This window comes from ANME-2 cluster archaeon, from assembly GCA_019429385.1.
Classification (GTDB): domain Archaea; phylum Halobacteriota; class Methanosarcinia; order Methanosarcinales; family Methanocomedenaceae; genus Methanocomedens_B.
Map to the genome: position 1 here is coordinate 35,403 of JAHYIS010000016.1, position 11,133 is coordinate 46,535.

Annotated in this window: 14 protein-coding genes; 5 read left to right on the top strand and 9 right to left on the bottom strand. The window is 46.4% G+C overall.

The window, feature by feature from the left end:
* Window positions 1-512 precede the first annotated feature (512 nt).
* From tnpA to K0A89_07035, 3 genes are read right to left on the bottom strand one after another with little or no spacing between them, the layout of a single operon-like run.
* Window positions 513-848 carry an IS200/IS605 family transposase gene (gene tnpA / locus K0A89_07025; protein MBW6518238.1) on the bottom strand — a complete coding sequence of 112 codons (336 nt, stop codon included), beginning with the start codon at window positions 846-848 and terminating at the stop codon, window positions 513-515.
* Complete coding sequence (thiD, locus tag K0A89_07030) at window positions 848-2,188, bottom strand: bifunctional hydroxymethylpyrimidine kinase/phosphomethylpyrimidine kinase (protein ID MBW6518239.1); 1,341 nt, start codon at window positions 2,186-2,188, stop codon at window positions 848-850. The genes tnpA and thiD overlap by 1 nt, the downstream gene beginning before the upstream one ends.
* 45 nt (window positions 2,189-2,233) lie before the next feature.
* Window positions 2,234-2,995 carry a hypothetical protein gene (locus K0A89_07035; protein MBW6518240.1) on the bottom strand — a complete coding sequence of 254 codons (762 nt, stop codon included), beginning with the start codon at window positions 2,993-2,995 and terminating at the stop codon, window positions 2,234-2,236.
* Window positions 2,996-3,097: 102 nt separating this feature from the next.
* On the opposite strand from K0A89_07035, the gene K0A89_07040 reads away from it, so the two are divergent.
* Complete coding sequence (locus tag K0A89_07040; GenBank protein ID MBW6518241.1) at window positions 3,098-3,745, top strand: class I SAM-dependent methyltransferase; 648 nt, start codon at window positions 3,098-3,100, stop codon at window positions 3,743-3,745.
* A 73-nt stretch (window positions 3,746-3,818) separates the two neighbouring features.
* On the top strand, window positions 3,819-4,277 hold the full coding sequence (locus K0A89_07045) for a hypothetical protein (protein MBW6518242.1): 459 nt from the start codon (window positions 3,819-3,821) through the stop codon (window positions 4,275-4,277).
* A gap of 6 nt (window positions 4,278-4,283) precedes the next feature.
* On the opposite strand, the gene K0A89_07050 is transcribed toward K0A89_07045, so the two are convergent.
* Genes K0A89_07050 through K0A89_07065 form a run of 4 tightly spaced genes read right to left on the bottom strand, consistent with a single transcriptional unit; the run spans window position 4,284 to window position 6,781 of the window.
* The gene (locus tag K0A89_07050) at window positions 4,284-4,703 is read right to left on the bottom strand and encodes a Zn-ribbon domain-containing protein (protein ID MBW6518243.1); all 420 of its coding nucleotides are present in this window, start codon (window positions 4,701-4,703) and stop codon (window positions 4,284-4,286) included.
* Window positions 4,704-4,737: 34 nt separating this feature from the next.
* Window positions 4,738-5,097, bottom strand: a complete 360-nt coding sequence (locus K0A89_07055; GenBank protein MBW6518244.1) for a DUF2073 domain-containing protein — start codon at window positions 5,095-5,097, stop codon at window positions 4,738-4,740.
* A 4-nt stretch (window positions 5,098-5,101) separates the two neighbouring features.
* Entirely contained in the window at window positions 5,102-5,737 is a 636-nt protein-coding gene (locus K0A89_07060; protein ID MBW6518245.1) for a GTP-binding protein, read from the bottom strand.
* A 51-nt stretch (window positions 5,738-5,788) separates the two neighbouring features.
* The gene (locus K0A89_07065; GenBank protein MBW6518246.1) at window positions 5,789-6,781 is read right to left on the bottom strand and encodes a phosphate uptake regulator PhoU; all 993 of its coding nucleotides are present in this window, start codon (window positions 6,779-6,781) and stop codon (window positions 5,789-5,791) included.
* 187 nt (window positions 6,782-6,968) lie between these two features.
* Here K0A89_07065 and K0A89_07070 point away from each other — a divergent pair, with 187 nt between their 5' ends.
* Genes K0A89_07070 through K0A89_07080 form a run of 3 tightly spaced genes read left to right on the top strand, consistent with a single transcriptional unit; the run spans window position 6,969 to window position 9,381 of the window.
* Window positions 6,969-7,466 (top strand): hypothetical protein, encoded by a 498-nt coding sequence (locus tag K0A89_07070; GenBank protein MBW6518247.1) that lies wholly within the window; start codon window positions 6,969-6,971, stop codon window positions 7,464-7,466.
* 2 nt (window positions 7,467-7,468) lie between these two features.
* Window positions 7,469-8,578, top strand: a complete 1,110-nt coding sequence (locus K0A89_07075; GenBank protein ID MBW6518248.1) for a pyridoxal phosphate-dependent aminotransferase — start codon at window positions 7,469-7,471, stop codon at window positions 8,576-8,578.
* A gap of 5 nt (window positions 8,579-8,583) precedes the next feature.
* Window positions 8,584-9,381: a sugar phosphate isomerase/epimerase gene (locus K0A89_07080; protein ID MBW6518249.1), complete on the top strand. Its 798-nt coding sequence runs from the start codon at window positions 8,584-8,586 to the stop codon at window positions 9,379-9,381.
* Between the two features lie 3 nt (window positions 9,382-9,384).
* On the opposite strand, the gene K0A89_07085 is transcribed toward K0A89_07080, so the two are convergent.
* Both K0A89_07085 and K0A89_07090 read right to left on the bottom strand, forming a co-directional pair.
* Window positions 9,385-9,846 carry a hypothetical protein gene (locus tag K0A89_07085; protein ID MBW6518250.1) on the bottom strand — a complete coding sequence of 154 codons (462 nt, stop codon included), beginning with the start codon at window positions 9,844-9,846 and terminating at the stop codon, window positions 9,385-9,387.
* 117 nt (window positions 9,847-9,963) lie between these two features.
* On the bottom strand, window positions 9,964-11,133 hold a 1,170-nt coding region (locus K0A89_07090; protein MBW6518251.1), incomplete at its 5' end, for a radical SAM protein.

Here is an 11,133-nt window from a genome sequence, read left to right on the forward strand (position 1 = left end):
GTATATGTATTACTGGAATCAAGCAAAGCCGATGTAAGGTCGTTGTTGATCTAAATTCCTTTTCCAGTATCTGCCCGATATGTTCTTCTGAAATAAAGCTGTCCTTGATGATCGGTACTATTCACACCTGAATTTCAGATTCAGGAAGATTTAACTAACTTCATATCCCTTTCCAAGAAAATGAAGAACCGCCCACCTGCAGTCAACGACCACGGACGTTGCTTCACTCTATCTGGGGCATCCAATGGTGGCTTCTCGTATACGCATAGTTGAAATGCTTTTGGATTTGTCGGTTATACCTATATTTTAAAACTTGACACCCCGGCCGAACACCTGATCGCTAGCCAAGCACTTTCACTTCCATTATGGTCCGCTCTTTCTTTTTATAATGCACAGTCTCTCGCTTTGTCCAGCCGAACCGTTCATAGAAAATTGGGAACGTTCCCGAGGTATACAGGGAACGGTATACCCCTTACAAATGTACCGAGCCTGTATATAGCGTTTTTTCAGGATTATCTCCTGTTATGCTCAAATGAATTGTGTGCTGAGATATATTTCTCAACCACATCCCAGCCATTGCCAACAGAGCCGTGGTAACAATTCGGAGCCCAAAAATGGTCACCACACCACTCCTTCAAATGGGGAAACTCCTTCCTGAGCACTCTGCTACTTCTACCTTTGATCATCTTTGATATATAACCTACGGAATATTTTGGAGGATATTTCATAAATATATGGACATGGTCAGGATTGACCGCCATATCTATGATCTCGATATCCGACTTGACACAGGTCTTGCGCATAATCGCCTCAGCCACCATCCCCACATCGCCCACCCACTCACACATTACTCCTCTCCCAGCCCCCTCGCAATCTCCAGCACCCTGCCAGCAGCATCCACAGCCCTGTGCGCCAGCAACCGAACCATAGGCTCCTTGCCTACCGCGCCCAGGTCAAACACCACATCAGGCACCCGGTTATGGAGCTTTCGGTACGAATCAATAGCAATCCGGGTGCCCCATTCCATAGTACTGACACCCTCCGGCTCGTGCGCCCGGTCAAATGAGGTAACAGCCAGCCCTATATCCTCGATAACACCCAGTATATCCTCAGAGTACCTGATGTTCAGTGCAGCCCGCAATCCTGCATCATGATGCATGGCAGCCAGCACGATCCTGGCCACATGGCTGCTGGCCCCGAAGGCCGGGCAACCTACGGCCCGGGCGCGGTCATGGAGCCTGACGATACGGCCCCTCACTGCACATACCTCGTCCACCGAGGCTGCGTGGGGTACTGCGGCTGCCACATTGCAGCCCACCTCAGGAATGAGGGCGGCAAAACCAGCAGACGATTCCAGCATGGCAACCGCTTCCCTGACATCATTGAGCGCTTCGTACATCTGGGCGGTTCTCAGGGTATGCCTGCCGGGATTTACCGGGCCTACACCCCTGCCCACCGAACGGCTCTCAAGAATGGCCCTGGTCACGAACAGCTTGGCACCTGCCGCCGCATCCCTCAATGAATGTCCCGTCGCCAGGAAAACTGTCAGGGCCGCCGAGTAGGTGCATCCTGCCCCGTGTGTCCCGCCCCTGACCAGTTCCCCCTCTACCAGGGTAAAATCCAGCCCGTCATAGAGCAGGTCGGAACCATCAAGATGCCCGCCCGTGATGATCACAGCATTGGCCCCCGCATCTGCTATACGGCGGGCGGCTTCCTTCGCATCCTGCCAGTCATTGACCTTTATCCCTGCCAGCATGCCTGCTTCATGGATATTAGGCGTCACCACCTTTGACAGAGGGATGAGTTCCTCCTGCAAGGTTTTCACGGCATCACTTCGCAACAGGCTGCCTCCCGCTTCTGCCGACATGACCGGGTCAACAACCAGGGGTATCCTGTATTCCCGCACCATTTCTGCCACGGCCAGGATGATTTCAGAAGAGGAGAGCATACCGGTCTTGGCATAGGCAATATCCATATCCGATGCCACGGCCCTTATCTGGGATGCAATGGCCGATGGCGGCAGGTCATAGAAATCCAGCACTCCGGTGGTGTTCTGTGAAGTAATTGAAGTGAGCGCACATGTGCCGTGGGCTCCCAGTGCCGAAAAAGTCTTCAGGTCAGCCTGTATGCCTGCACCACCGCCGGAATCAGAGCCGGCGATGGTCATTACTACCGGGTACTCTCCCATACTATCACTTCAGGTCAAGCCATAATGGGTTAATGGTAACATTATTTACTCTACATTAGTAACATCAAGCAATACTTCATAATAATACCCGCTACCCAGGTCAACATCTGTCCTGACAATACCGGTGACCACGACATTGTCGCCGCCTGAAACTACAAAGGAATTCGGGCACCTGACTTTCAACTGCCCTGTGCCATCGTCCAACGTAAGGAACAATTCGCTAATGAGGGGAGTAGATTTCACAACAACCGCAGTCACTTTTACTTCCTGTCCTTTCAGAGATTCAGCATTTGAAATAATATCTGATATCTGTGTACTTCCTTCGACTGGTGTGACATTGATGTCATTTATAACAACATCATTGTTGCTGCTGCCATGAGGTGATTCAGAAGTGGTAGTGGATGAACCATCAGAAACAGAATCAGCCATAAGCAGGACTTCGAATGTCCTGCCCAGCGATGTGCTTGGGAAGTTTATCATCAGACTGCCCGAGGCAGTGACCTCAGTACCATTCTCAAGCGACGTTGAGTATCCTGCTACCCATATACTCTTGTTCTCATCGGTCAATTCCATGTATGTATACCCGCTGACATCCAGGGTCTGGTTAACCGTACCTGTAATTCGGATATTGTTATACGCAAAAGGATCGGACAACACTTCAGCGATGGAAACATCCTCTACGGTTTCAGGGGGTGTGAATGGCGAAATGGTATTACCGGTACTTGTTTTATTATCGGTGCAGCCCGAGATCAATAACCCCGCCAGAACGATACAGGTTATCAACGTGATGGATACTATTTTTTTCATGTCATGTCCTCAATATATTATTTTACATTCGAAAAGCCATACTTGCTTAGCTGATTAAAATTCACATTTATACATAAACGTTGTTATACTATTGAGCATTGTATGGGTCGAACATTCAGCCATATCATGGCATGGGAAGAAGAACACCGCCGAGGCATCTGGAAAGGACCCTATTCACTGGATTATTTCCACCAGTATGCTCCTTCTTCAGGTATTATACTGGATGCAGGTTGCGGAATTGGCAGATATACCATACCACTTGTCATGCAGGGATATACCATGGTCGGAATAGATATCTCGCGGGTCGCCCTGGGTGAACTGGATAAAGCGAAACGGCGCCGTCATCTTGAGATGGAACTGGTAGCAGCCGATACTTGCCATCTACCATTTCAGGATAATATTTTCAAGGGAATGGTTTGTTTTGGTGTTTTGCAGCATTTGCTTGAAACTGAGCAAAAAGCAGCACTGGATGAGTTCAACAGGATACTGGAACCAGGTGGCATACTTATTATGGAAGTGCTGGGCAGAGAGGATATGCGAATGGGCGGACGTGAAGTGGAACCTTTCACATACAGGCGGGATACGGGTTCAGTGTATCATTATTTTACTCTTTCCGAGTTGTCAGGGTTACTCGGAGATTTCGACGTGCTGGATATCAAAGAAAAAAAGACCATTAAGAACCTCGGTGGCTCGCAACGCCTGAGACATACAATATCCGCAGCTGCTAAGGTGACAGAAAGAGATAAATAATTTGCTCGATGATATTATTATTATTGAGTATTAGCTATATACCTAGTATGAATAAAAACGGATGGAATTGACAATGAAACGTATGATCCTGTTGGTGCTGGTGTTATTCAATGCCACATTACTTATTTCCCCTGGTCCTGCAAGTGCAGATTCGCCCAGGTATCTTCATATTACTGAAATCAGCATGCAACCACAGGGATCCAATGTTTCATTTACTGTCGAATATAGACTTGACTTCATTGCCCGGTTATATGTACTCTTCCTGGGCAGCGGAAACATTGAACCTGCCATGACCGACCTGTTCTACGATTTTGATGATATTAAGATAATCAGCATAAAAGAAAATCATGCCCGGGTAATGGCATACAATGTAGGATACCAGGATGAAGATATTGAAGGCGTTTTTTTCTATGATTCCCACAAACTTGGTTCCACGGTGGACACTTTTATCATGTTCCCTGGCAAGGAAAATCCCGAGATGTTATATAATGTCGCATCAACCCCCAACGTGTTTTTCAGACAGGATGAATAGACTGGCCTATCTCTTTCTCTTTTTCTTCAGATTTTTATTATCGAAGACCGAAGGCAGATGTACCATATAGGTACCATCTTCTTTCATTGCCATTATGATCTCCTTGCGTTCCAGCAGGGCATCAAGATTGAGTTCATAGGAACCGGGACCCATTATCCTTACTGATTCGATCCGGTCTTCTTCAGGTTCCTGCTCAACCTTTTCTTTTACTTCAACTCCGTGGTCAACCAGGAAGTCATCGATCTCTTTCAAGAACTTCTTTGCAGGTTCGCGCTCCACATCTTCTGCTACTGTATCGGACTGTGGCGTTTTGGGCTCTTCACGGACAAAGAGGAACTTGTTCCAGCCACACTTAGGGCAGCCGTTAAGTATCTCCACGGCTCCATCCGTGAAAATGTTCTCACACCTGGTACATTTATGGGGCATATTTCCACTCTGCTATGAAATTCTGTTTTTTTCATCACTGGGAAGATACCAGTGCGCTGATAAGGTCCCGGTCTTTTTTCAGGGTCTTTAACTGGTTTGCAGGGCCGATGACCGTTAATCTGGTCCTGAGGACAGGTTTTCTGAATAATTTATCTAATAGTTTCTGGTTCTTTTTACTGGGATAACTCTCTATCTCAATACCTGCAAACTCATCAGGTGCGATCTCTGTCATGGTCATTTCGATAAGTTTAGCTTCTTCTGAAGGGGTCAGTCCTCGCTCAAGCACCAGTATCTTACCTTCCTTGACCCCATCAAGGATCAGCCGTATCTTCTCCATGGGTGTCAGTCGAGACAGTTTGTCTTCAGAAATCAGGTCCATCTGTACGCCTATCATAATATCACCCGAAATGATTCGCAATCTCTTCATAAAGAGTATCTATGTTCTGTCCTTCCAGCGCTGATATGGGTACCATAGGATGCTGTGGGAATGCACTGCGTATCCTTGCCGGAGAAGATTCAGGCAGGTCTATCTTATTAGCCGCAATGAGGAGTGGCAGACTTCTGGCTTCCATATTGCCGATAACGGTCACATTCACCTGGGTGAACGGGTCTTCGGTGGCATCCATTACAAGGATGACCCCGTCAAGGTCTTCCAGCCATTTAACAGCTTCTATGATGCCTTCTGTTGCTTCTTTTGCCCGTCGCTTTGCCTCTTCTTCCTCCAATCCATGAGCCATGAACTCATGGAAATCTATCTTGGTGGCCAGTCCTGGTGTATCCACAATATCCAGGGTGACCTTTGAACCGTTCGATTCGATCGTCACACCTTCACGACGGCGCGCCCGCCTGGTCTCATGCGGTATTTCAGATACGGCACCCATAGCATCCCCGGTCCAGTCCCTGATGATCCTGTTTGCAAGTGTGGTCTTTCCGGCATTGGGCGGACCATAGATTCCAATCCTTGCCACTTTCTTTTTGAATATACCTTTGAATACAGAAGATAGATTCTTTTTAACTTTTTTTATTAATCCCATTCATGTTCCTCCTTATATATCCCCTCACGGGATTATTATTTTATCTAACATTTATCTTGATATAGTTGAATTTATCGCTATTTCTGCGATATTAGCCCCATAGTCACCAATACGGTCAATACTGTCCGAGACAATACGCAGGTGCAGCGCATCCCGGGCATCCATGGTTGTCAGTTTGCGATTTATGGCATGCAGTGCTTCTTCAACGTCTTTTTTCATTCCTATTGCCATATTGGCCCGTTCGATATCTGATGTGAACAATGAATCTGCAGCATTCCCGAACAGTACACTGGCCTTTTTCCCCGCATCTGTGAACATCGTATTCGTATCTTCAGGGAGTTCCCGGTCCAGTTTTGCGGTTGCAAGGGCAATCTTTCGCGCATGGTCTGCTATCCTTTCGATGGGACGTGCTGCCAGACTCAGGTCAAGACTCATTTCTGGAGTAATATCCTTTTGTGAATCAATGACCTGGCCACTGCGCAACATCAAACGCAGTTGTTTTTCTATGAGCAGGTTAAGCCTGTCTACTTCGTCGTCCCTTTGTGCCACGTCCATGGCAAGGTCAATGTCATAGGATGAAATTGCCTGTATTGCATCGGTATGCATGGATGCAGCTATTGAATACATACGCCTTACACTCTGGCGTAAAGAAAGTTCATTCGGGTTAAGCAGGTCCTGTATAGTCATATGATTCGCAGTATCTTCAATGATCTCGGGTCCAATGAGCTTGTGGGTAATTTGCCTGATGGTCTGTTTTTGTTCTGTCGAGATACGCTGTGAAATTAATTCAATTATATTGAACCCGGCGATATATGAAGCAATAATTTCCCTTACCAGAGGTTCCCCGTGTTTCCCTGTAACATCAAGTTGCTTTTTAGAAGGGGAGGGAGACGAAACATCGGGTGTTATGATAAGTGCCCCGTCTGGTCTGATAGTAATCCCTACATTCGTGCCATTGGTCACACCTACCCTGTCAGCCCATCTTTTTGGAAGGGAAACAATATATGTAGCTCCTCCTGTCCGCTGGATTTTACGAATATCCATATTTATATCCTGTTATATATTGAATATATAAAATATATGGTAAATATATATGAGTTTCGGACATTTTGTCACCAGACTTATTGTATACTGACATAATATCCTAAACTCACAGGTAATGGAAGTGTTTTGATCCCGGAACTGTTTGAATAGTAAGATTCTTATTTACCTAGCATATATCAATACGTTGATGTCTGAAAATATGCCCGGGTCGGTTGAGGACATTATTAAACCTGGCAGAGACATACTGTCTGTTGAAATGGGATGTGCTGAGGTTCATTTATACTGCACTACCGGTAAGATTAGATTATGGTTTGGCAGACAGACTACCCGTGATGTGGTATCGACAGTATTACAATGTTTTGCAAAGATCGATTCTTCTTTTACCCATGAAAAGGAAATAATCTGTAATTATGACAGGATTCCTGTGTATGAAAACCATGATTATGTCCTGATGTCGTACGGAAAGACGAAAGGTGGTTATCGCGCCCTGTTCAATATACAGTTTTCAAAACAGCATGCTCTGAATCATTTTATTGAAAATACGGCAAGGGAATTGAAAAATGGTGAATTGGATAAAACCTTCCACTGGAACGGAAGCATCGCCAGAATAATTTTGATTGGCAAGGAACTGGAATCACTTGATGGTTGGAAGATATCAAGAGTTGAATATAAGGATGAAGCATGACAATGAACCGAAAATTTGCGAAAAGGGTTGAAAGTATCGATATTTCAGGTATAAGGAAAATATTTGAATCTGCCGGACCGAATGCTGTTAATATGGGTCTTGGACAGCCCGATTTTGACACCCCATATCATATAAAACAGGCAGCAATTGATGCGATTATTGACGGGTTCACAGGATATACAGCAAACCTGGGAATACTTGAACTCAGACAGGCCCTTCGTGACAAATTCATGCAGGAGAATCATTTTGACGTAGCCCCTGATGACATTATTATCACATCAGGAGCTTCCGAAGCGCTTCATATCGCCCTGCTGGCACTGGTGGAACCAGGGGATGAAGTGCTGGTCCCTGACCCCGGCTTTGTGTCCTATCGGGCACTGAGCGGATTTGCAGGAGGTAATGTGGTAGGTGTGCCACTGAGCGAGAACTTCACCCTTACTGCCGATACTGTGGCAGAACACATCACTGGCAGGACCAGGGTGCTTATTATCAATTCCCCGTCCAATCCCACGGGAAGTGTGCAGACACGGGACGAGATCAGGGACCTGTGCCGGCTGGCAGAGGACCATAATATCACCATACTATCGGATGAGGTTTATGAACATTTCATATATTCGGGCGAACATGTCAGTCCTGCCAGTTTATATGAAAATACGGTAACCATCAATGCCACTTCCAAGACATATGCAATGACCGGGTGGAGACTGGGTTACGTGGCCGCACCCCATGACATCACCGAGCAGATGGTCAAGGCTCACCAGTATGTGCAGGCTTGTGCAAACAGTATCGCCCAGAAAGCTGCACTGGCAGCAATAACCGGACCCCAGGACTGTGTGACAGATATGTACAGGAGCTTTTTACGCCGCCGTGACCTGTTAATGAAGGGGTTGAAAGATATTGGTATTCCATGTGTGGAGCCCCAGGGCGCCTTCTACGCATTCCCTGAAGTTGAAAATTCCATGGAAGCTGTCCAGAAACTGCTGGAAGCAGGAGTTATTACCGCACCTGGCGAGGCGTTTGGACCCCGGGGAGCAGGGCATATCAGGCTTTCCTATGCCACCGGTGATGAGGATATCCTGCGGGCACTGGACATAATGGGGCAGGTGCTGTAAGTAGAATGATTATCGGAGCATCATCCTTTGCGTCCACGCTCGAGGAATTGATAGCTGAAGTTGACTCTGTGGAACTATACGTTCCCAAAATGGGATTATATGAGGGGCGTGAACTTCAGCATGACCGTGTAGAGGATGTTAGGGATATATTGTCCACGTCCGGAGGAATTACATCGGTCCATGCCCCATATTATGCTGATGCACAGACATATCCAAAATCCCTGCGTGTGGATATGGCACACATGAATGGTTCTGATTTCAGGCTCATTGAAGAGTCCATTGAAATGGCTGTCTATTTCCAGTCAAATGTGATGGTGGTGCATCCAGGTCTTGCAGGGGATGACCGCCAGGGAAATTTTAACAAAATGATCGATAACCTTAAACGCCTGTCAGGATTTGCAGAGGACCATGGCATAGTGCTTGGCCTGGAAAATAAGGAAGGTACTGCTCCCGGCAACCTGTGCTGTGAGGCAGCTGAACTGGTAATGGCCGTGGAGGAAGTAAATTCAGGTAATCTGGGTGTAACGTTTGATGTGGGACATGCCAACCTGACCTCGGGGGGCGATTCCGGGCTGGTGAGGGCGTTCATGAAGAGAGTGCGGGAATGGGTTGTGCATGTACATGTACACGATAATATGGGTGTATGGACCGGTGAGTATGATGGCGATATACACATGGCCCCCGGAACAGGTACGGTTGATTTGTCAATAATCGGAGACCTGGATTATGGGGGCATACACAACCTGGAAGTGTTTTCCCTGGAAGATGTGATATCCGGTCGGGAGAGGCTGCTGGCACTTTAGGTGTCATTTTTCGTCCAATAATTTTGGTGCGAACTGGGCTCCCATTCCAGAGTCCAGTGCAGCAATAATGTTAGGATCGTCACCTACATAGAGAACAATAACTTCTTCTGAGTTGTAGAAATGCGGTGTTCCGGTCCAGTGCATTCTGGCACTATCAATGTACTGTGCATCAGGGGAGACCAATGCCATATCCTCCCTGGCTCCTGAAACGTTGGAATAGTCGAACACAAGGACCAATTCTCCATTCAATGTGAGGTTCATGCTCCGGATCGAGAAGAATGGCTGTTGGCTGATACCCAGGGTTTTAACTTCAAGACCTTCTGACTGGAAGTGATTTATCAAACTCACATAACCAATTATATGTTTTGTATCATCTTCGGTAGCTGGTTCTTTTTCATAGAATATGCACCCAGGGGATAGGACCATTACAACCAGGAAAATAGAAATTAGTAGTACTTTTTTCATAATAAACTCCGACCGTCCCACAAATGTAAGTGGATCCATGGGTGATATGTTTATCGGGATTACTCCGATAATTTCAGTAATTCAGATTATAAATTTTTTTCTGACCATTCGGATTGGTCACGAATTATCTTCTCTTACTTTCCATTCTGTGTATGCTTTTTTCATAGCTCTTCTCATTGGTAATTGTTTCATGAGCGAGAGAAGATGTGTCATTGGGAAACCGGACCACGGTATTTCGGTTAGATGATTTAGTATCCTCGGGAGACTCAACAGTTCAAGGGATATTTCATAATATTTCTTTTCTCTTACAAAAGGAGTCATTTCGGGGTCAGGGTGATCGAAGAGAGCATTTACACCTGTGTAGTATTCCCATCCCCTGTTTTTTATTAAATAAGGCTCGTACTCATCATACAGTTCTGTTCCCGGTAAAGGAGTTAACAGCACAGGGTGGACTCCCACACCAAGTCTTTTTGCCAGTTCCATGGCATTGTCAAAATCTTTAAGTGTATCCTGTCGCCCTCCCAGGACGACGAACAGGACCACATCAATTCCATATGATTTTATCTTCTTAATGGCGTTTTCCCTATTGCGTCCCTGTTTGGTTTCGGCATGGTAATTATCAAGCACATCACATGATGATGTTTCCCACCCCACCCACACTGAAAATAGCCCACTTGCCCTGGCAGCCTTTAGCATTTCATCTCCTTTAGGGGATTGGGGTGCACGTAGATCACCGAATCCGTACCACCGTTTTTTACTACCCTTCGAAAGGGCAGTAAACAGTTCAATGGACCGTTCAATGTCTCCACCCCAGATGGTGTCATCTCCATTGAAATATACCTTTCCGGTATGGTTCTCTACTTCTTCAACAACCTTATGGACTGGACGGTAACGGATGGTATCACCGAAGAATTTCCTGACAGAGCAAAACGAGCACCTGTACGGGCACCCCCTTGCGGTAAAGACCGCTCTGAACCGGTATGGATTGTGGTCAAAAGAAGTATAGGGCATGGGCATATTGTCGAGGGGAAATCTTTCACCGTGATAAAATGGTTTCAGAATACCATGTGCAGCATCATTGAGCACCTGTGGCCAGACAGATTCTGCCTCACCCACAATAACAGAATAAGCATGTTCCTTAGCTTCAAAAGGAAGAGCCGTAGGGTGTATTCCTCCCAGTACAACCTTTTTCCCCATTTGTCTTAACAAATCGCCTAATCTGTAACACCAAGTAATGGTAGCGGTCATTGAGCTCAGGCAGATGAGGTCGGCATCGATATCTTCTGG

What these genes read in the sequence shown, in the direction of transcription:
- tnpA (MBW6518238.1), bottom strand. Translation starts at nt 848, where the DNA reads ATGTGTGAGTGGGTGGGCGATGTGGGGATGGTGGCTGAGGCGATTATG.
- thiD (MBW6518239.1), bottom strand. Translation starts at nt 2,188, where the DNA reads ATGGGAGAGTACCCGGTAGTAATGACCATCGCCGGCTCTGATTCCGGC.
- K0A89_07035 (MBW6518240.1), bottom strand. Translation starts at nt 2,995, where the DNA reads ATGAAAAAAATAGTATCCATCACGTTGATAACCTGTATCGTTCTGGCG.
- K0A89_07040 (MBW6518241.1), top strand. Translation starts at nt 3,098, where the DNA reads ATGGGTCGAACATTCAGCCATATCATGGCATGGGAAGAAGAACACCGC.
- K0A89_07045 (MBW6518242.1), top strand. Translation starts at nt 3,819, where the DNA reads ATGAAACGTATGATCCTGTTGGTGCTGGTGTTATTCAATGCCACATTA.
- K0A89_07050 (MBW6518243.1), bottom strand. Translation starts at nt 4,703, where the DNA reads ATGCCCCATAAATGTACCAGGTGTGAGAACATTTTCACGGATGGAGCC.
- K0A89_07055 (MBW6518244.1), bottom strand. Translation starts at nt 5,097, where the DNA reads ATGATAGGCGTACAGATGGACCTGATTTCTGAAGACAAACTGTCTCGA.
- K0A89_07060 (MBW6518245.1), bottom strand. Translation starts at nt 5,737, where the DNA reads ATGGGATTAATAAAAAAAGTTAAAAAGAATCTATCTTCTGTATTCAAA.
- K0A89_07065 (MBW6518246.1), bottom strand. Translation starts at nt 6,781, where the DNA reads ATGGATATTCGTAAAATCCAGCGGACAGGAGGAGCTACATATATTGTT.
- K0A89_07070 (MBW6518247.1), top strand. Translation starts at nt 6,969, where the DNA reads ATGTCTGAAAATATGCCCGGGTCGGTTGAGGACATTATTAAACCTGGC.
- K0A89_07075 (MBW6518248.1), top strand. Translation starts at nt 7,469, where the DNA reads ATGAACCGAAAATTTGCGAAAAGGGTTGAAAGTATCGATATTTCAGGT.
- K0A89_07080 (MBW6518249.1), top strand. Translation starts at nt 8,584, where the DNA reads ATGATTATCGGAGCATCATCCTTTGCGTCCACGCTCGAGGAATTGATA.
- K0A89_07085 (MBW6518250.1), bottom strand. Translation starts at nt 9,846, where the DNA reads ATGAAAAAAGTACTACTAATTTCTATTTTCCTGGTTGTAATGGTCCTA.